We start from the raw sequence: 25,247 nt of genomic DNA on the forward strand, positions 1-25,247 counted from the left end.
ACTTTTCCTGTGGAGACGACGATGTTTCGAAAGATGTGTGTGACGATGGCCTGCGTCGGCATCGGGCTCGGCCTGGCTGGCGGCGCGAACGCGGAAGGCATGAATGGCGTGCCGGCGTCCAAGCAGGCGCTCGTGCAGCGCGTGCTGGACAAGATGGCGCTGGACGCCGTCGGCCTGCAGATGCTGCAGACGCCCGTGGCCGACATGCTGCGCCAGTCGCGCGTGGTGGTGCAGAGCCGCGTGCCGGCCGAGAAACAGGATGCGACGATGAAGGACATCACCGCGGAAGCGACGAAGTTCATCGAGCAGGAAGGGCCGGCCCTGCGCACGAGCACGCACGCGATCGTGCAGTCCAGCGTGGCGCCGCTGCTGGCGCAGAAGTTCAGCGAGGACGAGTTGAAGCAGCTGGCGGGCATCCTCGAATCGCCCGTGCTGGCCAAGTTCGAGGGCGTCGTGCCGGAGCTGAAGAAAGCGGTCGGCGAAAACGTCGCCAAGGCGAATGCGGCGCAGATCCAGCCCAAGATGACGGCACTGCAGAACCGCGTCGGCCTCAAGCTGCGCGCGGCCGTCGGGCAGTAATGACCACTACCTGAGGAGGCGGGGATGAGCGACTGGACGACACGCAGTACCAACAGGTCCCGGTTGGGCCAGATCCTGATCGAGAAGAAGCTGATCTCGCAGGAACAGCTGGACGCGGCAATCCGCGCGCAGGCGCAGAGCGGGCGCCGGCTGGGCGAGATCCTGGCCGACATGAAGCTGATCACGCAGGCGCAGGTGCGCGGCGCCGTGCGGCGCCAGCGCAGCCTGCGCATGGCGGCGGCACTGGCGACGGCATTGCTCGGGCCCCTGCACGCCTACGCGGCCGTGGCGGCGGCACCGGCGGCGGGCGTCTCGACGCGCATCGGCGGGGAGCGCGAGGGCGAACGTGAATTCGGGCGCGGCCTGCGTGCGCTGTCCGACGCGGAGCTGGGCGAGGTGACGGCGCAAGGCCGCGACGACGACGCGCTGCGCGACCAGGCGCGCCAGGCCGAACTGCGCCTGATCGCGCTGGGCGCGCAAGGCGGCCAGCAGGGCCTGCAGGCCGCCGCGCAGCACGCGCTGCCGAACGACGGCGTGCGCGTGCTGGGCGAACTGGCGACGTTGTTCAATCCGCTCGCGCTGATGCTGTCGGCCGACACGACGGTGCGCGACGTCAACTACGATCCGGACAACTCGCACGCAACCCTGAACAAGGACGGCTCGGTCACGCTGCGCCTGCCGAGCACGATCGGCGAGATCAGCTTCCGCAACATCCGCGTGGGCAGCCATCCGGGGCCGACGTTCGGCAGCATCGAGATCCACGATATCGATTTGCGCGGGACGACGATCAGCGTCAAGCCGATCACGCGCTGAAAGCGTCGTTCCCGGCACGGCCGGAAACGACTCCCCGCGGGGCCGGGGACGACGGTATCACTAAATTTAACGCAGGCCGAGCAGCGCCAGCACGCGATCGCGGCTGACGCCGACGAGCGCCGACGTCAGCGCCAGCAGCGACTCGTAGTCCGTGCTGGCGGCGGCTTTGCCGAAGTCGTCGGCCGCGAGCGTCACGTCCGGCGGCGGCGTTTCGGCCGCCGCTACCTGGGAGCTGGCGGCCTGCACGGCGCTGCTGGCCGCGGCCTGCGAACGGTGCACGCGTTCCAGGGCCTGCACCACTTCGCGCAGGCTCTGGCGCAGCGCGTCGGCATTGCCGGTGTCCGCGCTCACGTTCCACTGCTGGGGTGCCAGGTTGGCCGGCATTTCGTCGGTCGTCACGCGGCCGCGGCCGCTCACGGCGATGCTGTCCTTGACGGACGACCAGTTCGATTCCGGCGTCGTGAACACGAGTTCGCCGTTCTCGTCCAGGGTCGCGTGCACGCCCATCGGGGCGAGGGCACGGTCGAGGGCGCGGGCGACCTGCGCGCTCGACTGGTCCGGCTCGATGTTGACGGACATCTGCGGCCCGCCGGCGCCGCCGACCGAGAACGAAATGGTCTGCGGCGCGCTTTTCTTGATGCCGGCGATGTCGAGGCCGCGGATGCGGAAGCGCTGCACGGCCGGCTTCGTCGAGTAATTCAGGTTGCTGTCGATGCCGCCGCCGCCATCCTTCTTGCGCGCGGCCAGCGTCTGGGTCAGCTGCCGGGCGTGCACCTCGAGCTGCAGGCGCGAACCGGCGCGGGTGCCGGCCAGCTTGGCGGTCAGTTCGCCCTTCAGCGTTTCGAGCTGGGTGGCCACGCGGTCGAGGTAGTCGAGCGCCTGCTGGGCGCGCGCCACCTGGTCCTGCAGGCCGCCGGCGATTTTCGCCGCGCCGCCGGTGCTGCGCAGGGGCGCCGCGGCCGCCGGGGCGGTCGCGGCGCTGGCCGCCGTCGCGTCGGCGGCGAGGTCGGTCGCGCGGGCCGGCAGGAGCGGAGACGATGCGGTCGTCCGGGTGCCGAGGGTGCCGGTTCCGCCGGCGGACGTGGGTCGAAGTGTGGTATCCATGGCCGTCAGAGCGCCGAGAACAGGGACAGGTTGCCGATCTTGCTGTAGGCCTTGTAGCTGGCCTGGAGGGCCGTCTGGTAGCCGTTCAACTCGATCGCGGCGGAGCCGACGTCGAGTTGGCCGATGTCGAGGATCGCCGTCTGGTTCGCCAGGCTGACGTTCTCGTGGTTGGCGTCGATCGTCTTGAGGATGTTCTGCTGGCCGCCGATCACGGCGACCTTGCCGCCGATCAGGCCCATCGCCGTATCGAAGCCGTCCAGGTTGTCCTTCAGCGTGCTGCGCACGGCCGGGTCGTTGGCGTCGACGTTGCTGGCCGACAGCGTGGTGATCGTCTGGTCGAGCTGGTTCAGCAGTGTTTCCAGGCCGCTGACGTTCTGGTTGCCCACCTGGGTGATGCCGTTGCCCACGACGACCATCTGGTCGTTCGTGTTGCCGGAATAGGTGTAGCGCGAGCCGGGCGCGGCGCTGGCATCGTAGGCGATGGCCGGGGTATCCGTCACGGTGCCGGAAAAGATGTAGCGGCCTTCCTGGTCCTTCGAGTTCGCGTTGTACATCAGGCTGTCGCGCAGCGAGGTCAGCGACGTCACCATGGCGTTCAGGTCCTGCGACGTGTTGGAACCGTTCGACGCCCACACGAGCAGGTCGCGGCCCGAATTCATGTCGTTGACCATGTTTTGCAGCGAACCTTCGTTCTTCGCCATGCGTTCCTGCACCGCGGCGATGTTGCTGCGGTATTGCGCGATCGTGGATTCTTCGCGTTTCAGGCGCGACAGGCGCACGCTGTCGACGGGATCGTCCGACGGCAACTGGATGCGGTTGCCGTTGGCCATCTGCTGTGTCACATAGGTGATGCGCTCCTGGTTGATCTGGAGCGATTGAGTCATCATCGCCTGGTATTGACTGGTGGCGATACGCATGCTTCTCTCCCTTAACCCATCATCTGCAAGGTGGCGTCGAACAGCGCGTTCGCGACGGACATCACCTTCATGTTGGCCTGGTACATGTTCTGGTATTCGACGAGGTGCACGGCTTCCTCGTCCTGGTTGACGCCGCTCGTCGACTGCCAGTCCGCCTCGGACTGGTCGCGCATCGTCTGCGCGGTGGCGAGGGCGCTCTTGTTCTGCTGGCTGTCCACGGCGAGGCGGCCGACGAGCTGGGTGTCGGCGTCGCCGATCATCACGGTGCCGATCTTGGTCAGCGTGATCGTCTGGCTCTTGATGTCGACCAGTTGTTGCAGGTTGCCGGTGTCGCCCGGCGTGCCGTCGCCCGAAAACGCGAGGTCCGACGTCTGGAAACCATCCGCCACCTTCAGCATGTTCGAGGTGTTGCCCGGGGTGTAGACGAACAGCGGCTTGCCCGGGGTGCCGTCCATCGCAAAACCGGCGCCGAGCTGGGTGTTGACCTTGTCGGCGATCTGCTGGGCCATGTCGGCCACGCCCTGCTGCAGCGGCAGCAGCGTGTCCTGTTCATAGGCCGACAGCCCGCCCAGCTGGCCGCCGGCCCGGGTCGTGTCGAGGTCGAACGAGCTGCCGGCGAACGTCAGGCTGAACGTCTGCGCGGCGCCGCCGCTGACGGACAGCTTGCCGGCCACGCCGCCCAGCACGAGCGACTGGCCCGACTTGAGCGAGACGTTGCGGGTGCCGTCCGGCTGGTCGCTGACTTCCAGGCCCATCTGGCTTGCCAGGCCGTCAATGGCCAGGTCGCGCGCGTCCACCAGGGCCGAGGCGTTGCTGCCGGTGGCGTTGGCGTTGGCGATCTGGGCGTTCAGCGACGCGATCGATGCGATCGTGCTGTTGGCCGAATCGACCAGCGCGCTGCGCTGCTGGCGCACGGATTGCAACTGGGCGTTGTAGACGTTGTTCAGGCTGTTGAAGCGTTGGGACAGCAGGCCGGCCGCCGTCACCACCTGCTGGCGCAGCGGGGTCGACGTCGGATCGACGCCGGCCACCGAGTTCAGCGCCGCGAAGAAGGCGTCGACGCCGCTCGACAGGCTGGCGGTGTCGTCGCCCATCACCTGTTCCAGCTGGGTCAGATACGGCTGGGTCTGCGAGTGCGCGCCCAGGTCGGACGCGCTGCGCCACATCTGCTGGGTCTTGTAGCTGTCGGAGAACCGCATCAGTTCGGTCACGCGCACGCCGTTGCCGGCCTGGGCCGAACCGGCCGCGGGCGCGACGGCGGTCAGCAGCGCCGATTGGCGGGTGTAGCCCTTGGTCTGCAGGTTGGCGATGTTCTGGCTGCTGGCCGACAGGGCCAGTTGCGAAGCGACCGCTCCGGACAGGGCGTTGTTCAGGATGCTCATCGTGCGAGTCTCTCGTGTGCGTGATCAGTATTAACAGGCGACCATTCAAGACGATTTATTAAGCGGTGCCGGCAATATCTGCCGCAAAATCGCGTCGGCGACGCCGAAAGCCCGCTGGTGCGCCATATTTCCCGCCAACATGTTGTCCACCATGTCCGTCATGTCCTGGTTGACCTTGTCCTTGGTCGGGCTGTCGTCCGGCGCGATGGCGCGCGTGCTTTCGCGCATCTGGTGCAGCATGTGCGAGATAAAAAAGCTTTCGAATTCGACGGCGGCCTTGGTTGCCTTGGCGACATAGGCTTTATCTGCGGCGGGAGCGACCTTGTCCTGGTCCGCGGCCTGGTCCGGCTTGCCCGGCTCGATGGCATTGACGTTGTTCAGCATCAGATCACCACCAGTTCGCCTTCGATTGCGCCGGCCTGGTCGAGCGCCTGCAGGATGGCCATGATGTCGTCCGGCGAGGCGCCGAGGCTGTTGACCGTGTCGATGATCGTCTGCAGGCGGGCGCCGGCGGGCCAGTGGAACATCTGGCCCGAGCCCTGGTCGACGGAGACCTTCGATTGCGGCGTCACCTGCGTCTGGCCCTTCGAGAACGGTCCGGGCTGGCTGACGGCCGAGCTTTCCGAGATCACGACCTTGAGCGAGCCGTGGGTGATGGCGGCCGATTTCACGCGCAGGCCGTCGGAAATCACGACGGTGCCGGTGCGCGAATTGAACACGACGCGGGGCACTTCCTCGCCCGCTTCGACCGCCATATTCTCCAGCTTGGCGACGAAGGCGACGCGCTCGGTGGGATTCGAGGGCGCCACGACCTCGACGCTGGTGCCGTCGGCCGTGGTGGCGACCTGGCCGAAGCGGCGGTTGATCGCATTCACCACGTTGGTCGCGGTGTCGAAATTCGGATGACGCAGGCGCAGCAGCACGGCCGGGCGCGTGGCGAAGTCGGTCGGGATCTCGCGCTCGATCTGGGCGCCGTTCGGGATGCGGCCGCCGGTCGGCGTGTTCACCGTCACCGACGAGCCGCTCTTGCCGGACGCGTTCAGGCCGCCGACGACGAGGTTGCCCTGGGCCAGCGCATAGACTTCGTTGTCGGCCGCGCGCAACTGGGTCAGCAGCAGCGTACCGCCGCGCAGGCTTTTCGCATCGCCCAGCGACGAGACGGTCACGTCGATCTGCTGGCCGCGGCGGTAGCCGGGCGGGAACACGGCCGACACCATGACGGCGGCCACGTTCTTGTTCTTCGCTTCCTCGCCGTCCGGCAGCTTGACGCCGAACTGCTTGAGCATATTGACGACAGACTGGCTCGAGTACTTCACCTGCGTCGAGTCGCCGCTGCCGTTCAGGCCGACGACGAGGCCGTAGCCGACCAGCGGGTTCTCGCGCACGCCTTCGACGCTGACGAGGTTGCGCAGCGGCTGGGTGCGGGCGAGGATGGCCGCGTCGGGGCCGGCGGGGGCCACGCTCGCGGACTTCGGCACGGCGGCCGCGGCCTGGGCCAGCACGGGCAGCGCCAGCAGCGCGGCCAGGGAAACGGAACGGAAGAGTCGGATCATTGCGTCCTCAGAACGGCATGAAGGGACCGGTGAAGAACCGGGTCAGCCAGCCGGGAGTGTTGGCGTCGGCCAGCGAACCCTGGCCGGAATAGGCGATGCGGGCATTGGCCACGCGCAGCGAGGACACCTGGTTCTCGTTGTCGATGTCGGCGGCGCGCAGATAGCCCTTGATGCGCAGGTATTCCTCGCCCTGGTTCAACTGCAGGCGTTTTTCACCGGCCACGCGCAGCAGGCCGTTCGGCAGCACTTCCTGCACGAGCACGGTGATCGCGCCGGACAATGCGTTCTGCTGGGTGCTCGTGGCGTCGCCCGTGAAGCTGCGGTCGCCTGCGATGTTGATGCCGGTGCGGCCGAAGGTCTTGCCGAGGGCGCCGATCGGGGTGACGGACGCGGACGAGCCCTTGCTGAAGCTGGTCCCGGCCTTCTTGCTGGCCTGGGTCGTTTCCTGCAGCAGGATGGTGACGACGTCGCCCACGCGGAACGCGCGCGCGTCCGAGGTCAGCGAGACGGTGTCGGCGGTGAACACGCCGCCCGCGACGCCGCCGTGCGCCGGCTGCGTTTTCGGCAGGGCGAGGGTGTCGTCCGCGGGGGCGGGGGTGTTCAGGGGCACGTGCGAGGCGCACCCGGTCAGCACGAGGCTGGCCGCCATCCCGGCGGCGAGGGCGAAGCGTTTCATGGTCAGCGGGAAGCCTGGGACAGGTATTGCAGCATGTTGTCGGCAGCCGACAACACCTTGGTGTTCATTTCATAAGTGCGCTGGGCGGCGATCATGTCGACCATCTCTTCGACGACCTGCACGTTCGAGCCTTCGAGCGCACCCTGCTTGATCTTGCCGAAGGCACCGTCGCCGGCCTTGCCTTCGTTCGGGGTGCCGCTGGCGGCCGTTTCCTGGAACAGGTTCTCGCCCATGGCCTGCAGGCCGGCCGGGTTGACGAAGGTCGTCAAGGTCAGCTGGCCCAGTTCCGTCGGGGTGATGGTGCCCGGGACGGTCGCGCTGACCATGCCGTTCTCGCCGATGGTGATCCCGGTCGCGTTGTTCGGGATGGTGATCTGCGGCACCAGGGGCAGGCCCTGGGCATTGACCAGCACGCCGTTCGAATCGACCTGCAGCTGGCCGGCGCGGGTGTAGGCCGGCTGGCCGTCCGGACGGCGCACCTGCAGGAAGCCGTTGCCCGTGATCGCGACGTCGAGGGACTGGCCGGTGGTCTGGATGCTGCCGTTGGTGAATACCTTCTGCGTGCCGACGATGTTCACGCCATTGCCCAGCTGGACGCCGTTGCTGACGGTGTTGTCGGCCGTCTGGGCGCCCGGCTGCTTGTCGACCTGGTAGAACAGGTCTTCGAACACGACGCGGTCGCGCTTGAAGCCGACCGTGTTCACGTTGGCCAGGTTGTTGGCGATGGCCTGCAGTTTTGCATCCTGGGCCTGCACACCGGTCTTGCTGATCCACATTGCTGGATTCATGGTTTCTCTCTCCTGATTCGGTTAGGGACGTGGGTCAGCCGGCGATCAGCTTGTTGCCCGTTTCGTTCATGCTGTCGCTGGCCTTGAACAGGCGCATCTGCACCTCGAAGCTGCGGTTCAGGCTCATGGTGGCGACCATTTCCTCGACGGCCGAGACATTGCTGCCTTCGAGCGCGCGCGGGCGGACTTTCACGTCCGGATCCGTCGGCAGGTTGCCGCCGTCGCGCGAGACGATGAGGCCGGCCTCGTTCTTCGTCAGTTCGGCGCCCGTGGCGTTCACGAGCTTCAGCTTGTCGACGACCTGCATCTGCGTGGCGCCTTCCGTCAGCACGGAAATCGTGCCGTCCGTGCCGATCTCGACCGCGGTGTGCTGCGGCAGGACGATCGGGCCGCCTTCGCCCAGCAGCGGATGGCCGTGCACCGACAGCGCGCCATCGGAACCGATTTCGATTTCGCCGGAACGGGTATAGGCTTCGCTGTCGCCGTACTGCACGGCGAGGTAGCCCTGGCCGCCGATCGCGACGTCGAGCGGGCGGCCCGTCTCGTGGACGGCGCCGGCACGGGTCGAGATCATGTCGGCCTGCATCGACGACATGTGGCGGTCGTCGTAGCCGAACCCGCCCAGCTGCTGCTGGGTCGCCACTTCCATACTGGAGCGAAAACCCGTGGTGTCGAGGTTGGCCAGGTTGTTGGCGTGGATCTGCTGCGAGCGCATCAGGCGCTCGGCGCCGGAGACGGCGGTGAAGATGAGTTTATCCATGGGGCGTCAAGCTTACAGGGCTTGCATCAGGGCCTGCATCATCTGGCTTTCGGTGGTCAGCACCTTCGAGTTCGCCTGGTAATTGCGCTGCGACGTCATCAGGCCGACCAGTTCCGACGTGATGTCGACGTTCGAGCCTTCCAGCGCGCCGGTCGACAGTTTGCCGGCCAGGCCCACGCCCGGCGCATCGGTCAGGGCGGCGCCGGAATCGGCGTTGGCGACCCAACTGGTCTCGCTGATCGGCGACAGCGCGCCTTCGTTGGCGAAGGTGGCGAGGGCGATGGTGCCGACGACCTGCGACTGGTCGTTGCTGTACTTGGCCACGAGCGAACCGTCGGGCGACATCGTCAGGCCCACGAACGCGCCCGACGCATAGCCGTCGCTGCGGTTGGTGGTGGTGGTGGCTTCGCCGGCGAACGAGGTCGTGCCGGTGTAGTCGATCTTGACGCTGGAGGCTGCGGCGCCGGTGCCGGTGAACTTTACCAGTCCCGACGTGGTGCCGGTCAGCTGGCCGTCGGCGCCGAACGACAGGCTCGCAACGGGATTGGCCGCCGTGTCCGGCGCCGCGCCATCGACACCATAATAAACGTCGACCGTGCCGGTGCCGGTCTTGACGAAGTATTGCGACACCGTGTGCTGCGTGCCCAGCGAGTCGTACGCGAGCGACTGCTTGACCATGTTGTAGCTGGACGAATCGGTGGCGTCGAAGGTGGCCGTCGCCGGCACGGTCCAGTCGGCCGACAGGTTGCCGACGTAGGAAACGCCGGTCGTCGCGACGGCCGGGATCTGGCCGGTCGGCACCTGTACGTCGCCCATCGCGCCCAGCGCGCCGTTCTTGGACGGGCCGTAGCCCTGCACCTTGTTGCCGTTGCTGTCGATCAGGACGCCCTTGGCGTCGGTCGAGAAGATGCCGACGCGCGAATACTGCGAGGTGCCCTGGTTGTTGACGCTGACGAAGAAGCCGCGGCCGTCGATGGCGGCATCGAGGGCGCGGCCGGTCGTCTGGGTGCTGCCGTTCTGGCTGATGTTCTGCGTGACCGAACCGATTTCCACGCCGTTGGGCTGGGTGCCCGCCATGACGGACGCAAAGTTGGCGCGCCCGGCCTTGAAGCCGTAGGTGGCCGCGTTGGCGATGTTGTTCGAGACGGTGTTCAGTTGTTCGTTGATGGCCTGGATGCCGGACAGTGCGATGTCGAAGCTCATGTCGATTCCTTAAATGCGTTGCGGTAGAGTGTGGGCGGCGTTCAGGAGCCCGTCTTGCCGTTGAAACCCGTGACGGACGAGGGATCGACCTCGCCGATGTTCGCCACCTGGAGCACGACGTGGGTGCCGTTGACGCGCACGCTGTTCAGGCGCGCCGCCACTTCGACCGTGGGCGAGCTGCCGTCCGATGGCTTGGCCTGGATCGTGTATGAACCGGGCGCCAGGCCAAGGGCGTCCGGATCGATGGAAAACGACTGGGCGCCCGAACCGGCGCCCAGGTTGATCGTGTGCTGCTGGCCGTCGGTGCCGGTCAGGATCAGGTTGGTGCCCGCGCTCAGGCCGTTCAGCTGCACGGTGCCGTTCACCTTGTTGCCGTCGACCTTGATGGTGCTCGTCGCCACCGTCACGTCGGAACCGACCTGGCCGCCCATCGCAAGCGTTTGCAGGCTTTGCAGGACGGTTGCGCTGGCGGTCGTCGTCGACGACAGGTTCTGCAGCGCCTCCGTCTGCGACAGCTGCGCCAGCTGGTTGACGTACTGGGTCGGATCCTGCGGCGACAGCGGGTCCTGGTTCTGGATCTGCGCCACCAGCAGCTTGGTGAACATGTCCTTGTTGGCGTCGGTGGGCGCCTGGGTCGACACCTTGTCGGCCGCCGTGTTCGCCGTTGTGCCGAACTGGCTGTTGGTGGTGGAGGTGGTGGTCACCATGATCAGGAATCTCCCAGCTTGAGCAGCGACTGCTGCATGGATTTGATACGTCCCAGGACTTCGACGTTGGTTTCGAAGGCGCGGCTGGCGGACATCATGTCGGCCATCTCGGACACTTCGTTGACGTTCGTGTAATAGACCATGCCGTCGGCGTCGGCCTTCGGATTGTCCGGCTCGTGCACGCGGCGCAGCGGCTCGGCGCTCTCGACCACGTCGAGCACCTGCACGCCCGCGCTGCCTTCGTTGCCCATGACGGACGCGAAGACCGGCTTGCGGGCGCGGTACGCTTCCGCTTCGGAACCGGCCGCGACGTCGGCGTTGGCCAGGTTGCTGGCGATCGTGTTCAGGCGCACCGACTGCGCCGACATCGCCGAACCGGCGATCTGGGAAATGTCCTTGAAGCCCATTGTTGACCTGTTATTGACCGTTGATGGCTTTCGCCAGACCACGCAACTGCATGTTGATGAAGGTGAGGCTGGTATTGAAATCGGATGAGTTCTGGCCGAAGGCGGCTTGCTCGACGCCGATCTCGACGGTGTTGCCGTCGGCGCTCGGGTGGAACGGCACGCGGTACAGCGGCTGGTCGTCGCTCAGGCTGAGATCGCCGTTCTCGGTGTCGATGCGATCCTGCATCATGGCGCCAAAATCGATGTCGCGTGCGGTGTAGCCGGGCGTGCTTTCATTCGCAATGTTCGCCGCCAACACCTTGGTGCGCTCGGCGCGCAGTTCCAGCGCGTCGGCATGCACACCCAGTGCGTCTTTGAAATTAATCGTCATGTCAGGAACTCCTGTCGGTTGAATTTCTGTGTGATTGGTAGAATCAGGTTTTTCCGCTGACGCTATTCTCTAATGATTGCTTTCTGTAAGGCAACCCTTGCCGCTTCGTCACTGATGCTGTTTTCTGCGTTCGCGCAAGCAGCAGCGCCGTCGATTCCGATGCAAATTGAACAAGCCGCCCGTGCCGAACTCGAAAGACAGATGGCGGCGTCCGGCTTGACCGAACCACAATTCGACATTGCCGTCGTGGCCGCGCGTGCGGCGCCGCCGTGCAGCCAGCAAGTGGCCATCGAACCGCTCGATACCCGTTCTCCCCAGAGGATGCGCTTCGTGGCGCGCTGTCCGGACACGCCCGGATGGCGGTACGAATACGTCGTCCGCGCGCGCGTGTCGGCCATGGTCGCGATCGCGGCGGCGCCGGTCGCGGCCAACGAGGCGTTGACGGATGCACAAGTCACGATCGAGCGCCGTGATATTTCGAACATTGCCGATCCGGTCAGTAATCCGGCCGACGCGGTCGGACAAATGTCTCGCCGTATGTTGCGTCCAGGAGACATTCTGCGCAGCGGACAGCTCAGCACACCGATTCTGGTGAAGCGCGGCGATGCCGTGACGATGGTCGCGCGGCGCGAAGGCATCGAGGTCAGCATGGCCGGAGAAGCATTGGATGCCGGCGGAAAGGGGGCTGTCGTGCGGGTTCGCAACGCCGGCAGCGGGCAGGTCGTCCGCATGCGTGTCGCCGGACCCGGCACGGTTGAGCCAATCGACATGGAGATCAGCCGCTGACGTTTTGCAATTTGCCGGCCAGGCGGGCGAGCTTGGCCGCATAGGCCGGGTCGGTGGCATAGCCGCCCTTCGCGAGGCCGGCGGCGAACGCATGGGCATTGTTCCCGGCGCCGAGCGCGCCGTGGAAGCGCGGATTGTCGATCAGCATTTGTGCATAGTCGCGGAAGGCGCTGGCCTGGTCCGGATAGGCGCGGAAGCGCGCGCTCGTCTTGAGCGCGGCGCCGCCCACGTATTCCGTCGTGGCCGATTCGGCCACGTTGCCGCGCCAGCCGGCGTTGGCCTTGATGCCGAACAGGTTATAGGTCGAGCTGCCGTCCGCGTTGCGCAGCGGACGCTGGCCCCAGCCGGATTCCAGCGCGGCGTGCGCGGACACGAGTTCCGGCGCGACGCCCAGCTTGTCGGCCGCTTCCTTGGCCCAGGGGGCGATGCTTGCCAGGAAAGCCTGCTGGTCGGGTGACGTGTCGGCGCCGTCGCCCATGACGGCGGCCGTCGCCCCCTGGCTGCGTGCGGCCCACATGCGGCCCTCGGCGCTGAGCGTCGCGCTCGGCGCGAAATCGCCGCCGCCGTTCTGGATGAAATCGGACACCTCGCCCTGGACCTCGTTGAAGATGCCGCCGAACTTCCCGCCGCCGTTGCTTAAAGGCGCGGTCGGCGCGGTGGCCGAAGTCGGGGTGAGGGCGGGGATAGCCGTCGTGAATTCAGCGTGGCGCATAGGTATCGTCTTCGCCGTGCAGCAGGCGTTGCATGATCGTAAATTGTTCGGCCATCAGATTGCCGTTGCGCGTCGTCGCCTGCTTGCAGTCGCGTACGAGCGTCTCGAGCGTGTCCCAGTCGTTCCGGCCGCGCGTGCGCAGCGAAGCCGGCAGGCTGCCGAACAGGTCGTCCATCGTCGCTTGCGGGCCCAGCAGGGCGCGCACGAGTTGCACGCGCTGCTGGCGGCGCTGTTCCATCGCGTCCAGCTCAGGCGCGAGTTGTCCGGCAAGCGTGGCGAGCTCCGCACCGCGGTGGCGCAGGGCGGCCTGGAACTGGCGTTCCAGCAGGTCGCGGATCGTGCCGCAGGCGCCAAGGTCGGCCTGGACGCCGTCCAGCAGGCGCGCGACGGCCTGGTCGCGGGTCAGGCGGCTCATGGTGTCAAGCCTTGTTGCCGCTGCCGTGGAAGCGCTGGATCAGGCCGGCCAGGCGCCCCGCATCGAACGGCAATTCGCCCTTGGCCAGCGCGTCGCGCAGCTCGGCCACGCGGGCGGCATCGAAGTCGGGCAGGGATTTGATCGCTTTCTGCGCCGGCTGCAGCACGGCGGATTCGAGGGCATCCGTGCCCGCGGGCGCGGCTGCCGGGGCCGCGGCCGGCGCGGCGGCACCGCCTGCCTGCGGAGCGATCGAGACGGAAGGCGTGGAGGCGCTGGAGATCTTCATGCGTGGTCCTCGGGTTTTCGATTGAATCGTCATGGTTTCTTTACCATCTGGCTGCGCAGTTCCTTGAGCTCTGCATCGTCCGTCCGGGCCGTGGACGCGTCTTCTGTCAGGGATTCGGTGGCCGGCGGCGCGCCGAACATGGTCTTGACGGCAGCAGCCTGCTTGCTGGTCAGGATCAAGAGTTCGATACGGCGGTTGGCCGAAGCATCCGGATGGGCCGCATCGATCGGGGCCCGATCGGCCATGCCGACCAGTTGCAGGATGCTTTCGCTCCGCATGCCGCCGATGAGCAGCTCGGACCGCGCAGCCAGAGCGCGGTTGACCGACAGGCTCCAGTTGGAATAGCTCGCCGGTCCCGCATTAGTGTACTGCAAGGAATCCGTGTGGCCTACGATCAACATCTGATTTTCCATCTTTTCGAACAGCGGTGCCATCGCGCGCAACAGTTTTGCGAAGCGGGCGGTCGGCAGCGGGCTGCCGCGCACGAACATGCCCTGGCGGTCGGTGTCGTGCAGCATCACGCGCAAACCGTCCGGCGTGATCACCGTGGCAAGGTTCGACGCGAGACCGGCGTCGACGCTCATCTGTTCCAGTTGGTGCGCCAGCGCCGCCAGTTCGGACGGCGATTCGTACTTCGTGCGCATGGCCGGGGTGTTCGATTTGTTACCGGTGCTCGGGCCCTGGCTGCCGCCGTTGCTCCTGGGGAGCTGGAAGCGCTCGATCAGGCTGCCGGCCGGGCTCGATTTCACCTCGGGCTTGCCGCCGGTGCCGTCGATCAGGCCGCTGGCCGTGTTGTCGCGCACGATGGCCTTGGCCTGCTGGGCGTCGCGGGCGGCGATCAGCCACAGTACGAGGAACAGCGCCATCAGCGCCATGCAGAAGTCGGCGAACGCCACCTTCCACGCGCCGCCGTGTTCGTCCTCCTGATGCTTGCCGCCACCACGTTTGACGATGGTGGCTTCGTGGTGCTTCTCGGGGCCTTTTTTGGTTGCTTGCACTGATTGCTCCAGGTCCGGTCAAGCCTTGCGTTTGGCGCCGGCATCGTCGCCGTCGGCCATCGCGTTGATCCAGGCTTCGAGCTGTGCGAAGCTGGGCTTGGTATTCAGCTGGATCAGGCGGCGGCCCGCGTCGATCGCCAGCAGGGGCGGTTTGCCGGCCACGTGGGTGCACAGCACGACCTTCACGGTTTCCATCGTCGATGCTTCGGAATTGACCAGCTGCTTCATCATGCCGGAGATCGGATCGAGCACGCCGTAGCACATGAAGATACCGATGAACGTACCGACCATGGCGGCGCCCACGCGTTCCGCGATCTCGGCGGTGTCGGCGCCTTCGCCGACGGAGTTCATCGTCATCACGATGCCCAGCACGGCGGCCAGGATGCCGAAGCCCGGCATCGCCTCGGCGATCTTGTGCAGCGATTTGGACGGCTGGGTCAGCTCTTCGTGGATGGCGTCGAGCTCCTGCTCGAGCACGCCTTCCAGCTCGTGGGCGTTGATCTTGCCCATGGCCATCAGGCGGAAGTTGTCGACGATGAAAGCCAGCAGCTTGGGCTCTTCCAGGATCAGCGGATAGCGCTGGAACATCGGGCTGTCCTTGGGTGCTTCGACGTGGGCGTCGAGCGCCTTGAGGCCGCCGGCGGCCGTCTGCAACAGTTCGTACATCAGGAGGAGCAGCTGGCGCTGGAACTCGGAGTCGTGCCTGTGTTTGCGCGTGATCCTTTTCGTCTGGGAAAACAGTTCGGCCAGCACGTGCTTGGGATTGCCCAGCACGAGGGCGCCGATGGCGGCGCCGCAGATGACGATCAGCTCGGTGGGCTGCCAGATGGCGTTCACTGTGCCGCCCATCATCGTAAAACCGCCGAACACGGCGCCGAGCACGATGAGAATGCCGAGGATTTGCATGATTATTATTACCTTTCTTGTGGTCGTTCAGGCCTGGGCCAGCGCCGCTTTCATTTTGGCCAGCGCACTTTTGTTCAGCTGGCAGACGCGGGCGTCGGACAGGTCGAGCACGGCCGCGATTTCCTTGTAGCTGAGCTCGAATTCGTAAATCATCTGGACGACGCGCTGCTCGCGTTCGTTCAGCGCGCCCAGCGCCTGCTCGAGGCTGCGGCGCACCATGAACTGCTCTTCCGGACCCGGGGCGCTGTGGGCGCGCTCGGTCGCTTCCTGCAGCATGTCGTCGAAGCTGAGCAGTTCCTCCGCGCAGTCGTCCAGCAGGAACTGGCGCCACTCTTCCTGGCCGATGCCGAGCGCGTCCGCCGCTTCCTTGTCGTTCGGTTCGCGGCCGAGCTTGCGGGTGAGGGCACGCACGGCGTCGCGCATCTTGTGGCTGTCCTGGCGCACGGCGCGCGGACGCCAGTCCTGGCGGCGCAGTTCGTCGAGGATCGCGCCGCGCACGCGCAGCGAGGCATAGCTGGAAAAGCCGGTATCCGGCGTGCCGTAGCGGCGCAGCGCTTCGAGCAGGCCCATCAGTCCGATCTGCTCCATGTCCTCGCGGCCCATCGCGCCCGACACCTGCGACGTGAGCTGGCGCGCGATGCGCTTGACGAGCGGCGCGTAGGCGACGAGGTGCTTCTGCTCTTCGGCCGCGCTCATGGCCGCGTGAATGGCGGCGTCGGCATATTCGCTGCTGGCGTAGCTGTCGGCGTAGTCGGTCATGTAACCCACGTTGTCCCCGATGGTTATTCGATGATCAGCTTGCCGATCATGACTTGCACGAACGGTTTTTCCGTGTGCTCGTGCTCATAATTGGCGTCGAAGGATTTGTTCAACTGGTCGGCGTACTGCTCGACCGTCATGTTGGCCGCTTCCTTCATCGTGTAGGCCGACAAGGTGCGGACCGCCAGGCTGCGCAGCAGCGGCAGGTTTTCCTTCGTTTCCTTTTCCTTCGACACTTCCGTCGACAGCACGAGGTCCGTCGACAGGTAGTGCGTGTCGGTGTCTTCAGGGCCGCGGCGCAGCATCACGATGACCTTGTCCAGGGTCACGTACTTGACCGGCTTGCCGTCCCTGGGCTTGTCCGATTCTGCCTTCTTCGCCGCGCCGGCGGCCGCCGCGGGTTTGGGCATGAACCACCACACCGCGCCACCTGCGCCGGCCGCACTGACGATCACGGCGCCGGCGATGGCGATAATCATTTTCATTTTGCTCATGTTGGTACTCACGCCACAGGGCGCTGTGGATGCGTCGTTTGCTTACGAGTCGCGGCCGAGATTGAACACGGACGCGGGGTTGCCGGCCTCGGCCAGACCGCGGCCGGGCTCGTTGTCCTGGTCGCGGCCCTGCTGGCGGCCGCGGCCCTGCTGTTGCGGGTCGCCGAACGGCGCCGCATTGTTCCTGGGGGCCGGGGTCACCGTCACGGCGACCTCCGTGTACTGGCGCTGCGACAAGTCGTTGCGCAGGTTGTCGCTGACGGTCTGCAACTGGCGCAGCACGTCGCCGTTGGTGGCCGAGATGTTCACTTCCAGTGTGCCGGCGCTGTGGCGGATCGCGATGTCGATGCGTCCCAGCTGGGGCGGCTCGATGCTGATCGTTGCCTGCTGCACGTTGTTGCCGACGTGGACGTTCAGGCGGTCGCCCAGCGTTTCCTGCAGGGTCTGGCGCCATGCGGTCGGCGGGCCGGCGAGCTTGACGGTGTCGGCGGCCGGCTGGGCCGACGGCAGCGTCACGGTGCCCGGCACGGCCGCGGCTGCGGCGGTATTCGTGCCTGCTTGCGCGTTCGCGGTGGACGAGCCGTCCGTGCCGGCGTCCTGGCCGCCGGTGCCGGCGTTGCCGTTGGCGGCATTGCCCTGGACGGCCAGGTGCACGTTCGCGGCCGTCGCATCCGGCTGGGCCGCCTGCGTGGCCTGCATTGCCTGCACGAGCGCGGCCTGGGGCAGGGCGATTGCCGCGCGGCGGCCGTCCTGGCCGGCGACCGCCGGCGGCTGGGCCGGGGTGTCGGCCTTGCCGGCGTCGTCGGCGCTGGCACGCGCGCCGCCCTGGGCGGCTTGCACGGCCTGGGTGACCTGTTGCGGCGACAGCGGCATCAGCGGCATCGCCATCGCGGCCAGCAGGCTGCCGTCCGGCGTGGCGGCGGTCTTGGCGTCGTCCGTGGACTTGCCGTCGGCCGCGGCCGGCGTGCCGGCCGTTGCCGGTGCCGGTGCCGTGCCGTCGTCCGTGCCCGGCGCGGCCGGCTGGGCTGCCGCCAGCGCCTGCGCGGCGGCGCCGCTGTCCTGCAGGCCGAGCCAGCGCGCGAACGGCTGGGCCGGTGCCGGGGCGGCGTCGGAAGTTGCGGGCTTTGCGGGCGCTGCGGATTTGGCGGGAGCCGCCGCGGCCTGCGCGTCCTGGGCGGGTGCCGGCGCGCTGGCTTGCTTGGCCGGCTGGGCCGATGCGGACGGGGTTACGGAGTTGAGCATCATCATCATTCTTGGCTTACGCCTGGTTCGGTTTCGCTGTACATCGCGTAGGCGATCCAGCCGTCTTTGTTGGCACGCATCTCTTCCAGGCGCGACTCGAGCACGCGCGCGGCGTGGGCAACGCCCTGGGCGGCCGCGTCGTGCAGGGCGACCACGCGTTCCAGCGCGGCGCGTTCGGCGGCCGTCCACGGACCGAGCACGGCGAGCTTGCGCAGCGCCGGGAGCAGGGCACGGGCCTGTTCGCCCAGCCTGTCCCAGTCCTCGCGCGCCGCTGCGGCCTGCAGGGCGTCACCCAGCTGAGCCAACCGGGCCGACCGCGTCTGCCGCTCGTTCGCGTCAGCCATTGCGTGCCTGTACGCCGGCCCAGCCCTGGCGGATCGTGGTCATGATCCTCACGACCTCATCGACCATCGCCGGGTCCTGCTTGACGCCGGCGCCGTGCAGGTGCGTGACGCAGAAGTCATACAGGTTGGCGAGATTGGCCACGACCTGGCCGCCGCCCTCGAAATCGAGGGAGCTGGACAGGCCGTTGATGATATCGACGCATTTGTTGATGCTGCCCGCGCGCTGCTCGTAGCGCTTGGCCACGATGTGGGCACGGGCGCGCGCCAGTTCGTCGAGCAAGCCGTCGGTGAGCACCAGCACGAGCTCGATGGGCGAGGCGCGCGAAGTCTGCGCGTCCAGGCTGGTAGCGTGATAGCTGCTGTAGGCTTCGTTATAAGACATCTCGAATCTCTCAGTTGGAAGAGCTGCTGAACAGGGAACTGAACAGCGAAGAATTGTTCTGCATCGTTGCCTGCAAGGTCTGCAGGGCGGTGTATTGCTTCAGGTAGCGCTGGTAGGCGGCGTCGTACTTGGAATCGAGGTCCGTCTGGCGCTGGGTCAGGTCCGACTGCAGCTTGCTGTTGGCGTCGGTACGCTGCTGGATCTGGCCGCTGGTCGTGTTGCTCCACTGGTTCAGGTAGGTGGTCAGGGCGCCCGCGATGCCGGTCGGCGCCGACGTGCTGGCGGTGCCCATCAGCGTGTCCAGGCCGGTCGGATTGACGGCCAGCTGACTTTGCAGGCGAGCCGAATCCAGGCCGATGGTGCCGTCGCGGTTGGCGGTGATGCCGTAGCTGGCCAGCGACAGGACGCCGGTCGGCCGCAGCAGGTCGACGAGGCGGGTGCGCAGGGCCATCACGCCCGAGTCGTGCGCAAAGGCGCCGGCGGCGACGTTGTTCTTCGGGTCGCCCGAGTTGACGAGACCGTCGATCGCGCTCTTGAGCTTGTTGTAGGCGTCGACGAAGGCCTGCACGTTCGACGTGGTGCCGCTGGCGTTGCCGCCGACCGTCAGCGTGATCGGCGCGGCGCCGGCCGCCTGGGCATGGGTCGCGGTGAACGATACGCCGTCGATGTTGGTGAAGACGTTCGAAGCCTGCTGGATCTTCGCGGTCGCCGGATTGGTCGGGTCGCCGAGATAGACGATGGCGTCCTGGGCGGCCGTCATGACGGTGCGCGTCGTGAAGCCGGTCTGCAGCCCGGCGTCGGTGGCCTGGGTCGCGTCGACCGAGACGGTGTTGGCCACGCCCGTGCTCTTCGACGTCAGCACGAGGCGCGGCGCGCCGCTGACCGTGATGACGCCGGCCGAGACCTTGCCCGCGTTGCCGCTGGCGCTGTTGATGGCGGCCGCGAGCTCGCGCACGCTCAGCGCGCCGTCGCCGTCCGTGTCGGCGGTGTTGTCCAGCTGGACGGTGAAGTTGGCCGTATTCGTGCCCGCGCCTTCGTCGGCGAGGTTGATGGTCAGCTGGCCGCCGAGCTGGGAACCGTCCGCCAGCGTGTCGTACGAGACCTGGCTGCTGGTCGCCACCTGCTGCACGAACAGGCTGTAGGCGCCGGCGGCGGCGGTCGCGCTGGCGGTGGCGGTGCCGACCGTGGTGTCGGACAGGGTCGCGCTCTGGGCGAGCATCGTGTGGCCCACGCCCGCCAGGCCGGCGAGCGAGGTCTGGAAGGCCGAGATCGCGGAGCTGAGCGTGGTGAGGGCCTTGGCGGTGTTGGTCGCCGTCGTGGTCTGGTTGGTCAGCTGGGTCTGCGCACCTTCGATGTATTTGTCGGCCAGCGCCTTGGCGGTGCTGGTCGGGTCATAGGTGGGTGCGGTGATAGCGCTCGTTGCCATATCGGTTCTCCTGCTTATGCGTTCTTTGCCAGCCACGACTGTGTGGCGATCTCATCCTCGCGCTTGCGCTGCGTGCGTTCCTGCGCGCGCGCGTACGCGACCTCATGCTGCTCCAGCACTTTGCCCAGCAGTTCACGCCGCGTCCAGGCGTGGGCCAGGTTCTGCTGCGCGACGGCCATGTCGGCCTCGTGCAGCTGCAGGTCGGTGCGATGGGTGTCCGCGAGGGCGAACACGGCCTGCTTGTAATTCCCGCAATTCATGGCCAGCGCCGGCGACAGCGGCCGTGCGCCGGCCGGCTGGCCCGACGGGCCGCTGCCTTCGGCGAGGGCCGTCAGGCGGTCCACGCTGGTCTGGTAGCGCGCACGCGTCGCTTCTTTCTTGGCCAGCGCCGTCTGCAGGCGCTCGACCTCGGTGCTGCGCACGCGTACGAGGGTGTCCAGGCTGGTGATCGTTTCGCGCTTGCTCATGCCATCATCGCTTTCAACTGGTCGACGCAGGCCGCGAACGGCGCGTCTTCGCGCGTGCCCTGGCACAGGAACGCTTCGATATGCGGATGCAGCTTGACGGCGCGGTCGGTCTCCGGATCGGCGCCCGGCTGGTAGGCGCCGAGCGGGATCAGGTCGCGCACGCGCGCATGCTTGGCCAGCGCGGCCTTGAGCTTGCGCGCGGCCAGCGTGTGTTCCGGCGTGACCACCTGCGCCATGCAGCGGCTGATGGATTGCGCCACGTCGATCGCCGGGTAGTGCCCGCGTTCGGCCAGTTCGCGCGTCAGCACGATGTGGCCGTCGAGGATCGCGCGGGCACTGTCGACGACCGGGTCCTGCTGGTCGTCGCCTTCCGCCAGCACCGTGTAGATGGCGCTCATGCTGCCGTTCTCGTTTTCGCCGTTGCCGGCCGATTCGACCAGCTGCGGCATGTTCGAGAACACCGACGGCGGATAACCGCGCGTGGCCGGCGGCTCGCCCAGCGACAGCGCGACTTCGCGCAGCGCCATCGCGTAGCGGGTCAGCGAATCGCACAGCAGCAGCACGTTCTGGCCGCGGTCGCGGAAATGCGCCGCGATCGAGTGGCACAGTTCCGTTGCCATCACGCGCATCAGCGGCGACTCGTCGGCCGGCGCCACCACCACGACGGCGCGTTTCAAACCCTCGGGCCCCAGCGACTTCTCGATGAACTCGCGGACTTCGCGGTTACGTTCGCCGATCAGGCCCACGACGATTACGTCGGCCACGGTCTGGCGCGTGATCAGGCCGAGCAGCACGGACTTGCCGACGCCGGAACCGGCCATCAGGCCGACGCGCTGGCCCTTGCCGATCGTGAGCATCGAATTGATCGCGCGTACGCCCACGTCCAGCGGCTCTTCCACCGGCGCCTTGCGCAACGGGTTGACCTTGGGCGGCGTCGTCGACAGGGTCTCTTCGCCACCCAGCTTGCCGCGGCCGTCGATCGGCTCGCCGAGGCCGTTCACCATGCGGCCCATCCACGACGGGCCGATCTGGATGCTGGACGGGCCGGTGGCCGGCAGCACGCGGGCGCCGGTCACGAGGCCGTCGGCCTGCTTGAACGGCATCAGGTACGTCACCTTGTCGCGAAAGCCCACGACCTGCGCGTCGAGCCAGGTGCCGTCGACGGTCTCGACGCGGCAGCGCTGGCCCGTGTGCAGGCGGCAGCCCACGCTTTCGAGCAGCAGGCCCTGCACGGCGACGAGACGTCCGGTGGGCGTCGCGACCGGCGGGGCCTTGATCTCCAGCGCGCGCAGGGTTTCGGCCAGGGCGCTCATTCGGCGTCCTCCTTGGCGGCGCTGTCCAGGCTTTCGCGTACCTGCGTCATGCAGGCGGCCAGGCGGTTCTGGCAGCCGGCGTCCACTTCATGGTCGCCCGCGCGCACGCGGCATTCGCCCAGGTCCAGGCCCGGATCGGCCATCAGGTTCCATTTCTTGGCGCGTTTCGGATCCAGCTCCTGGATGCGCTTGAGTTCTTCCGGATTCATGAAGACTTCCACGTCGTCGCGCGTCGGCGGCATCGCGGCCAGCGCCTCGTCGACGAGGTTCAGCATCTGCACGGGCTGCAGCGCCAGCTCGGCGCGAATCACCTGGCGGGCGATCTTGCCGACCAGGTCCACCACTTCCTTGCGCTGCGCGTTGCGGAATTCGGTCTTCATCTTCCTCAGGCTGCGCAGCATCGCGTCGACCGGCTTGGCCATCTTTTCCAGCTCGGTCAGCGCCTGCTGGCGGCCCTCGTCGACGCCGCGCTCGACGCCTTCCGCATGGCCGGCGTCGTAGCCGTCGGCGCGGCCTTCGTCCAGGCCGACTTCATAGCCTTCGCGCTGGCCCTGGCGATAGCCGTCGGCCACGGCGCTCTGCCAGTCTTCGGTCGGCGTGGCCGAGGACGACGATTGCGCGCCCTTGGCCGCGCCGGCGGCGATGAACTGCGCCAGCGGCGGGAAGTGGTAGGGCCGGAACTGCTTCATTCGGCGGTCGCCTCGGCAAACAGCTGGACTTCGATCTCACCGTTGTCGGCGAGCTCCTTGACCTGCGCCATGATCTCCTGGCGCGTTTGCACGATGCGCGACATCGGCACGGGGCCGGAGCGCTTCATGAGGTCCTCGAAGCTTTGCGCCTGGCGCTTCGGCATGGCGCCGAGCAGGGCATCGCGCAGGGCCGGCTCCGCACCCTTGAGGGCGATCGCCCACTGCTCCAGCGGGATCTCGTCGAGCAGGCGCGTGATGGTCTGTTCGGTCTGTTTCGACAGGATGAAGAAGTCGTACATCGACATCTCGATCCTGGACACGACGTCCGGATCGTGCGCGCGCAGCAGCTCGACCATCGTGGCGCGGTTGTTCGGCAGGCGGTTGAGGATGTCGGCCGCCTGGCGCACGCCTTCCACGGTGGCGCTCTGGGTGTCGAGCGCGGACAGGCAGCGCTGCACCAGCTCTTCCAGCTCGGACAGCAGGTCGCGGTCGATCTCTTCCAGGCGCGCCAGGTTCAGCAGCACCAGTTCGCGGCCGTCTTCCGGCAGCGCGTCGATGATCTGGCCGGCCAGCGCGGGCGGCAGGAACGCGAGGAACACGGCCTGCATCTGCACGTGCTCGGCGGCGATGTAGTCCGCGAGCCACTTCGGCGACGCGTACTGCAGGCGCGCCATCATCGGGCGGATCGCGTCGCCGTAGATCGTGTTGAGCACGGAATTCGCGATTTCGCTGCCCAGCGCCAGGTCGAGCGAGCGCTTGAGGTAGCTGCGCGACGCGCCGTGCAGGCCGCTTTGCTGGCGGTAGTCGTCGAAGAACTTCTGGATCGAGTTCTTCACGGCGTCGACCTTGATGCCGCTCATCCGGCTCATCACCTGGGTCAGCTCGATCAATTCCTCGCGTTCGAGGCAGCGCAGCACGGCCGCAGCCGGTTCCTCGCCGATGGACAGCAGCACGATCGCGGCCTGTTCGACCGGGCTCAGCACTGCTTCCTGCACGTCGTTATTGTTCAGATCCGCCATTTTTCTTTTGCACCCATTGTTTGACCACTTCCGCCACCCGCTCCGGCTCTTTACCCGCCAGGACCTTCAGGTGGTCGACCATCACATCCACGGCCGAACCGGCCGGGGGCAAATCGTATTCCTCGAGCAGCGCCTGGACCGGCAGCGTGCCGCCCGTCGACGCCGTCTCTGGCGCGGCCAGTGCGCCCGCCGGGGCGTGCGCCGCGGCGCTGGCGCCCGGCGCCGGCAATGCGCCGGCGCTGTGCGCGCCAGGCAGGGCATTGCCTGCGCCGGCCTGGACGGTCGCCAGGTTCGGCGCCGATGCCGCCTGCGGCGCGACGCGCTTGTTCAGCATGCGCATCAGCGGACGCAGGACCAGGAGCCAGCCGAGCAGGGCGCCGATCGCGTACATCGCGTAGCCGGCCATGTCGACGATGTTGTCGCGCTCCTGGTACCACGGCTCGACCGGGATCGGGGCCGGGAAGTTCAGCGAGGACACCGTCAGCACGTCGCCGCGGGTGGCGTCGATGCCCAGGCCGCCGCGCAGGATCTTGTCGATGTTGGCGATCTCGGCCGGGCTCCAGCCCGTCTTCGGCGTCGCCGACTTGGCGTTGTTCAGCACCACCGCCACCGACAGCTTCTTGAGGCGGCCGCGCGAGCGCTTGATCTGCGTGATCGCACGGTCGTAGGCGTACTGGCGCGTCGTCGCGTTCTTGCGCGCGCTGCCGTCGTCCGGCTGGGTGTTCGGCGCGGCGGCACCGTTCGCGGTGGCGGCGGCGTTCGGATCGGCCGGCGGATTGCTCGCGACCGGCGGACGGTTCGACAGCGTGCCCGGCACGCCCAGCGCCATGCGGCTCTTTTCCATTTCCTCGCGCATCGCTTCGCTGGTGACCTTCGGGTCCGCGCCGTACTTCTCCTGCGTTTCCTCGATCTTGTCGTTGTCGACGTCGGCCGTCACGCTGACCTTGAAGTTGTCGGTGCCGAGCACGGGACCGAGCAGGCCGGCCACGTTGGCGCGCACGTCGTCCTGGTAGCGCTTGGCGGCGGCATCGCCCTGGGCGGCGCCGTCGAAGCCTTCGGTCAGGTCCACGCGCGACGACAGGTAGTTGCCGCTCTGGTCGACGAGCGACACGCGGCTCGGGGCCAGGCCGGAGACGCTGCCCGCGACGAGGTTCACGATCGCGGCGATCTGTTCGTTCGACAGGTTGTGGCCCGACTTTACCGCTATCACAACGGATGCCGACGATTTATCGCCGTCGCTCGCGACGAACGACGACGACTTGGCGATGGCCAAGTGAACGCGCGCCGAGGCGATGGCGTCCAGCGTCAGGATCGACTGTGCCAGCTCGCCTTCCAGGCCGCGGCGGAAGCGCACGTCCTGCACGAACTGCGACACGCCCAGCGGGTCGTTCTTGTCCATCAGCTCCAGGCCGGCCGGCAGCTGCGCGGTCACGCCCTTGGCGGCCAGCAGCATGCGCACCTTGCCCAACTGGCCGGTCGGGACCATCACCTGGCCGGAATCCGGATGGATGCGATAAGGGACGTGCTCGGCATCGAGCACGCCCATCATGTCGCTGGCGGCGACTTTCTCGTGGGCGCCGAACACCGGCTTGTAGCCGGCCTGGTCGTTCCACATGTACAGCATGACCGCCGCGGTAATGCCGATGGCCAGCACCAGCATCGGGGTCAGGTTCTTGGACAGCGCGGGCGGCAAGGCCAGGCGCTTGCCGCCGAAGGCGGACTTGAGGGTGGCAATCACGATCGGTGTTTT

The 25,247-nt window shown here is 67.2% G+C and carries 31 protein-coding genes; 3 read left to right on the forward strand and 28 right to left on the reverse strand.

Annotated features, from left to right (window positions below):
- The first annotated feature begins 21 nt into the window (after positions 1-21).
- Both ASC93_RS06760 and ASC93_RS06765 read left to right on the forward strand, forming a co-directional pair.
- Positions 22-579, forward strand: a complete 558-nt coding sequence (locus tag ASC93_RS06760) for a DUF2059 domain-containing protein (protein WP_157201770.1) — start codon at positions 22-24, stop codon at positions 577-579.
- 24 nt (positions 580-603) lie between these two features.
- On the forward strand, positions 604-1,392 hold the full coding sequence (locus tag ASC93_RS06765) for a hypothetical protein (protein ID WP_157201771.1): 789 nt from the start codon (positions 604-606) through the stop codon (positions 1,390-1,392).
- A gap of 66 nt (positions 1,393-1,458) precedes the next feature.
- On the opposite strand, the gene ASC93_RS06770 is transcribed toward ASC93_RS06765, so the two are convergent.
- From ASC93_RS06770 to flgB, 12 genes are read right to left on the reverse strand one after another with little or no spacing between them, the layout of a single operon-like run.
- Entirely contained in the window at positions 1,459-2,496 is a 1,038-nt protein-coding gene (locus ASC93_RS06770) for a hypothetical protein (protein WP_056439087.1), read from the reverse strand.
- Positions 2,497-2,501: 5 nt separating this feature from the next.
- Complete coding sequence (gene flgL, locus ASC93_RS06775) at positions 2,502-3,413, reverse strand: flagellar hook-associated protein FlgL (RefSeq protein WP_056439090.1); 912 nt, start codon at positions 3,411-3,413, stop codon at positions 2,502-2,504.
- Between the two features lie 11 nt (positions 3,414-3,424).
- Positions 3,425-4,795, reverse strand: coding sequence for a flagellar hook-associated protein FlgK (flgK, locus tag ASC93_RS06780; RefSeq protein ID WP_056439093.1), 1,371 nt, complete (start codon positions 4,793-4,795; stop codon positions 3,425-3,427).
- A gap of 45 nt (positions 4,796-4,840) precedes the next feature.
- The gene (locus tag ASC93_RS06785) at positions 4,841-5,179 is read right to left on the reverse strand and encodes a rod-binding protein (protein WP_082547812.1); all 339 of its coding nucleotides are present in this window, start codon (positions 5,177-5,179) and stop codon (positions 4,841-4,843) included.
- Complete coding sequence (locus ASC93_RS06790; RefSeq protein ID WP_056439099.1) at positions 5,179-6,348, reverse strand: flagellar basal body P-ring protein FlgI; 1,170 nt, start codon at positions 6,346-6,348, stop codon at positions 5,179-5,181. Before ASC93_RS06790 ends, ASC93_RS06785 begins: the two co-directional genes overlap by 1 nt.
- A 7-nt stretch (positions 6,349-6,355) precedes the next feature.
- Positions 6,356-7,024, reverse strand: coding sequence for a flagellar basal body L-ring protein FlgH (gene flgH / locus ASC93_RS06795; RefSeq protein ID WP_056439102.1), 669 nt, complete (start codon positions 7,022-7,024; stop codon positions 6,356-6,358).
- A gap of 2 nt (positions 7,025-7,026) precedes the next feature.
- A complete protein-coding gene (gene flgG, locus ASC93_RS06800; RefSeq protein ID WP_200958278.1) occupies positions 7,027-7,812 on the reverse strand; it encodes a flagellar basal-body rod protein FlgG in 786 nt (261 codons plus the stop codon).
- Positions 7,813-7,846: 34 nt separating this feature from the next.
- A complete protein-coding gene (locus tag ASC93_RS06805) occupies positions 7,847-8,572 on the reverse strand; it encodes a flagellar basal body rod protein FlgF (protein ID WP_056439106.1) in 726 nt (241 codons plus the stop codon).
- A 12-nt stretch (positions 8,573-8,584) separates the two neighbouring features.
- Positions 8,585-9,775 carry a flagellar hook protein FlgE gene (locus ASC93_RS06810; RefSeq protein WP_056439109.1) on the reverse strand — a complete coding sequence of 397 codons (1,191 nt, stop codon included), beginning with the start codon at positions 9,773-9,775 and terminating at the stop codon, positions 8,585-8,587.
- A gap of 41 nt (positions 9,776-9,816) precedes the next feature.
- Positions 9,817-10,482 (reverse strand): flagellar hook capping FlgD N-terminal domain-containing protein, encoded by a 666-nt coding sequence (locus ASC93_RS06815; RefSeq protein ID WP_056439114.1) that lies wholly within the window; start codon positions 10,480-10,482, stop codon positions 9,817-9,819.
- 2 nt (positions 10,483-10,484) lie between these two features.
- Positions 10,485-10,889, reverse strand: coding sequence for a flagellar basal body rod protein FlgC (gene flgC, locus ASC93_RS06820; protein WP_056439116.1), 405 nt, complete (start codon positions 10,887-10,889; stop codon positions 10,485-10,487).
- Between the two features lie 10 nt (positions 10,890-10,899).
- On the reverse strand, positions 10,900-11,259 hold the full coding sequence (flgB, locus tag ASC93_RS06825) for a flagellar basal body rod protein FlgB (protein ID WP_056439118.1): 360 nt from the start codon (positions 11,257-11,259) through the stop codon (positions 10,900-10,902).
- A 72-nt stretch (positions 11,260-11,331) separates the two neighbouring features.
- Here flgB and flgA point away from each other — a divergent pair, with 72 nt between their 5' ends.
- Positions 11,332-12,045 carry a flagellar basal body P-ring formation chaperone FlgA gene (flgA, locus tag ASC93_RS06830; protein WP_082547813.1) on the forward strand — a complete coding sequence of 238 codons (714 nt, stop codon included), beginning with the start codon at positions 11,332-11,334 and terminating at the stop codon, positions 12,043-12,045.
- Here flgA and ASC93_RS06835 read toward each other — a convergent pair.
- Genes ASC93_RS06835 through fliF form a run of 16 tightly spaced genes read right to left on the reverse strand, consistent with a single transcriptional unit; the run spans position 12,035 to position 25,235 of the window.
- Complete coding sequence (locus ASC93_RS06835; RefSeq protein WP_056439121.1) at positions 12,035-12,757, reverse strand: glycoside hydrolase family 73 protein; 723 nt, start codon at positions 12,755-12,757, stop codon at positions 12,035-12,037. The genes flgA and ASC93_RS06835 overlap by 11 nt on opposite strands.
- Positions 12,744-13,172, reverse strand: coding sequence for a flagellar export chaperone FlgN (gene flgN, locus ASC93_RS06840; RefSeq protein ID WP_056439123.1), 429 nt, complete (start codon positions 13,170-13,172; stop codon positions 12,744-12,746). Before flgN ends, ASC93_RS06835 begins: the two co-directional genes overlap by 14 nt.
- A 4-nt stretch (positions 13,173-13,176) precedes the next feature.
- Positions 13,177-13,458, reverse strand: a complete 282-nt coding sequence (gene flgM, locus ASC93_RS06845) for a flagellar biosynthesis anti-sigma factor FlgM (protein WP_056439126.1) — start codon at positions 13,456-13,458, stop codon at positions 13,177-13,179.
- Positions 13,459-13,487: 29 nt separating this feature from the next.
- Entirely contained in the window at positions 13,488-14,456 is a 969-nt protein-coding gene (locus ASC93_RS06850; protein ID WP_056439130.1) for a flagellar motor protein MotB, read from the reverse strand.
- 18 nt (positions 14,457-14,474) lie between these two features.
- The gene (gene motA / locus ASC93_RS06855) at positions 14,475-15,365 is read right to left on the reverse strand and encodes a flagellar motor stator protein MotA (protein ID WP_056439133.1); all 891 of its coding nucleotides are present in this window, start codon (positions 15,363-15,365) and stop codon (positions 14,475-14,477) included.
- 24 nt (positions 15,366-15,389) lie between these two features.
- Complete coding sequence (locus ASC93_RS06860) at positions 15,390-16,121, reverse strand: FliA/WhiG family RNA polymerase sigma factor (RefSeq protein WP_056439136.1); 732 nt, start codon at positions 16,119-16,121, stop codon at positions 15,390-15,392.
- Between the two features lie 23 nt (positions 16,122-16,144).
- Entirely contained in the window at positions 16,145-16,606 is a 462-nt protein-coding gene (gene fliL, locus ASC93_RS06865) for a flagellar basal body-associated protein FliL (protein WP_307188978.1), read from the reverse strand.
- A gap of 51 nt (positions 16,607-16,657) precedes the next feature.
- Positions 16,658-17,857 carry a flagellar hook-length control protein FliK gene (locus ASC93_RS06870; RefSeq protein WP_162251802.1) on the reverse strand — a complete coding sequence of 400 codons (1,200 nt, stop codon included), beginning with the start codon at positions 17,855-17,857 and terminating at the stop codon, positions 16,658-16,660.
- Positions 17,858-17,862: 5 nt separating this feature from the next.
- Entirely contained in the window at positions 17,863-18,162 is a 300-nt protein-coding gene (locus ASC93_RS06875) for a hypothetical protein (RefSeq protein ID WP_229412625.1), read from the reverse strand.
- A gap of 31 nt (positions 18,163-18,193) precedes the next feature.
- Positions 18,194-18,583 carry a flagellar export chaperone FliS gene (gene fliS, locus ASC93_RS06880; protein ID WP_056439148.1) on the reverse strand — a complete coding sequence of 130 codons (390 nt, stop codon included), beginning with the start codon at positions 18,581-18,583 and terminating at the stop codon, positions 18,194-18,196.
- A gap of 10 nt (positions 18,584-18,593) precedes the next feature.
- The gene (gene fliD, locus ASC93_RS06885; protein ID WP_056439151.1) at positions 18,594-20,009 is read right to left on the reverse strand and encodes a flagellar filament capping protein FliD; all 1,416 of its coding nucleotides are present in this window, start codon (positions 20,007-20,009) and stop codon (positions 18,594-18,596) included.
- A 14-nt stretch (positions 20,010-20,023) separates the two neighbouring features.
- On the reverse strand, positions 20,024-20,476 hold the full coding sequence (fliJ, locus tag ASC93_RS06890) for a flagellar export protein FliJ (protein WP_056439154.1): 453 nt from the start codon (positions 20,474-20,476) through the stop codon (positions 20,024-20,026).
- Positions 20,473-21,789, reverse strand: a complete 1,317-nt coding sequence (gene fliI, locus ASC93_RS06895; protein WP_056439157.1) for a flagellar protein export ATPase FliI — start codon at positions 21,787-21,789, stop codon at positions 20,473-20,475. Before fliI ends, fliJ begins: the two co-directional genes overlap by 4 nt.
- Complete coding sequence (gene fliH, locus ASC93_RS06900; RefSeq protein ID WP_056439158.1) at positions 21,786-22,478, reverse strand: flagellar assembly protein FliH; 693 nt, start codon at positions 22,476-22,478, stop codon at positions 21,786-21,788. The genes fliI and fliH overlap by 4 nt, the downstream gene beginning before the upstream one ends.
- Positions 22,475-23,497: a flagellar motor switch protein FliG gene (locus tag ASC93_RS06905; protein WP_056439161.1), complete on the reverse strand. Its 1,023-nt coding sequence runs from the start codon at positions 23,495-23,497 to the stop codon at positions 22,475-22,477. Before ASC93_RS06905 ends, fliH begins: the two co-directional genes overlap by 4 nt.
- Positions 23,478-25,235: a flagellar basal-body MS-ring/collar protein FliF gene (gene fliF, locus ASC93_RS06910; RefSeq protein WP_056439164.1), complete on the reverse strand. Its 1,758-nt coding sequence runs from the start codon at positions 25,233-25,235 to the stop codon at positions 23,478-23,480. The genes ASC93_RS06905 and fliF overlap by 20 nt, the downstream gene beginning before the upstream one ends.
- Positions 25,236-25,247: the final 12 nt, after the last annotated feature.

Origin of the sequence: Massilia sp. Root335 (assembly GCF_001425685.1) — a bacterium.
In the GTDB taxonomy this organism is placed as follows: domain Bacteria; phylum Pseudomonadota; class Gammaproteobacteria; order Burkholderiales; family Burkholderiaceae_D; genus Telluria; species Telluria luteola.

Excerpts from the sequence above, each read along its gene's own strand:
- flgC (WP_056439116.1), bottom strand. The coding sequence starts at position 10,889 with ATGGGCTTCAAGGACATTTCCCAGATCGCCGGTTCGGCGATGTCGGCG.
- ASC93_RS06810 (WP_056439109.1), bottom strand. The coding sequence starts at position 9,775 with ATGAGCTTCGACATCGCACTGTCCGGCATCCAGGCCATCAACGAACAA.
- flgM (WP_056439126.1), bottom strand. The coding sequence starts at position 13,458 with ATGAAGATCTCCAGCGCCTCCACGCCTTCCGTCTCGATCGCTCCGCAG.
- flgN (WP_056439123.1), bottom strand. The coding sequence starts at position 13,172 with ATGAGCCGCCTGACCCGCGACCAGGCCGTCGCGCGCCTGCTGGACGGC.
- fliH (WP_056439158.1), bottom strand. The coding sequence starts at position 22,478 with ATGAAGCAGTTCCGGCCCTACCACTTCCCGCCGCTGGCGCAGTTCATC.
- fliJ (WP_056439154.1), bottom strand. The coding sequence starts at position 20,476 with ATGAGCAAGCGCGAAACGATCACCAGCCTGGACACCCTCGTACGCGTG.
- ASC93_RS06790 (WP_056439099.1), bottom strand. The coding sequence starts at position 6,348 with ATGATCCGACTCTTCCGTTCCGTTTCCCTGGCCGCGCTGCTGGCGCTG.
- ASC93_RS06785 (WP_082547812.1), bottom strand. The coding sequence starts at position 5,179 with ATGCTGAACAACGTCAATGCCATCGAGCCGGGCAAGCCGGACCAGGCC.
- fliS (WP_056439148.1), bottom strand. The coding sequence starts at position 18,583 with ATGTCTTATAACGAAGCCTACAGCAGCTATCACGCTACCAGCCTGGAC.
- ASC93_RS06760 (WP_157201770.1), top strand. The coding sequence starts at position 22 with ATGTTTCGAAAGATGTGTGTGACGATGGCCTGCGTCGGCATCGGGCTC.
- flgK (WP_056439093.1), bottom strand. The coding sequence starts at position 4,795 with ATGAGCATCCTGAACAACGCCCTGTCCGGAGCGGTCGCTTCGCAACTG.
- ASC93_RS06905 (WP_056439161.1), bottom strand. The coding sequence starts at position 23,497 with ATGGCGGATCTGAACAATAACGACGTGCAGGAAGCAGTGCTGAGCCCG.
- flgB (WP_056439118.1), bottom strand. The coding sequence starts at position 11,259 with ATGACGATTAATTTCAAAGACGCACTGGGTGTGCATGCCGACGCGCTG.
- flgG (WP_200958278.1), bottom strand. The coding sequence starts at position 7,812 with ATGAATCCAGCAATGTGGATCAGCAAGACCGGTGTGCAGGCCCAGGAT.
- ASC93_RS06870 (WP_162251802.1), bottom strand. The coding sequence starts at position 17,857 with ATGCTCAACTCCGTAACCCCGTCCGCATCGGCCCAGCCGGCCAAGCAA.
- flgH (WP_056439102.1), bottom strand. The coding sequence starts at position 7,024 with ATGAAACGCTTCGCCCTCGCCGCCGGGATGGCGGCCAGCCTCGTGCTG.
- fliL (WP_307188978.1), bottom strand. The coding sequence starts at position 16,606 with ATGAAAATGATTATCGCCATCGCCGGCGCCGTGATCGTCAGTGCGGCC.
- flgA (WP_082547813.1), top strand. The coding sequence starts at position 11,332 with ATGATTGCTTTCTGTAAGGCAACCCTTGCCGCTTCGTCACTGATGCTG.
- fliI (WP_056439157.1), bottom strand. The coding sequence starts at position 21,789 with ATGAGCGCCCTGGCCGAAACCCTGCGCGCGCTGGAGATCAAGGCCCCG.
- ASC93_RS06860 (WP_056439136.1), bottom strand. The coding sequence starts at position 16,121 with ATGACCGACTACGCCGACAGCTACGCCAGCAGCGAATATGCCGACGCC.
- flgL (WP_056439090.1), bottom strand. The coding sequence starts at position 3,413 with ATGCGTATCGCCACCAGTCAATACCAGGCGATGATGACTCAATCGCTC.
- ASC93_RS06765 (WP_157201771.1), top strand. The coding sequence starts at position 604 with ATGAGCGACTGGACGACACGCAGTACCAACAGGTCCCGGTTGGGCCAG.
- ASC93_RS06805 (WP_056439106.1), bottom strand. The coding sequence starts at position 8,572 with ATGGATAAACTCATCTTCACCGCCGTCTCCGGCGCCGAGCGCCTGATG.
- fliD (WP_056439151.1), bottom strand. The coding sequence starts at position 20,009 with ATGGCAACGAGCGCTATCACCGCACCCACCTATGACCCGACCAGCACC.
- ASC93_RS06835 (WP_056439121.1), bottom strand. The coding sequence starts at position 12,757 with ATGCGCCACGCTGAATTCACGACGGCTATCCCCGCCCTCACCCCGACT.
- ASC93_RS06770 (WP_056439087.1), bottom strand. The coding sequence starts at position 2,496 with ATGGATACCACACTTCGACCCACGTCCGCCGGCGGAACCGGCACCCTC.
- ASC93_RS06815 (WP_056439114.1), bottom strand. The coding sequence starts at position 10,482 with ATGGTGACCACCACCTCCACCACCAACAGCCAGTTCGGCACAACGGCG.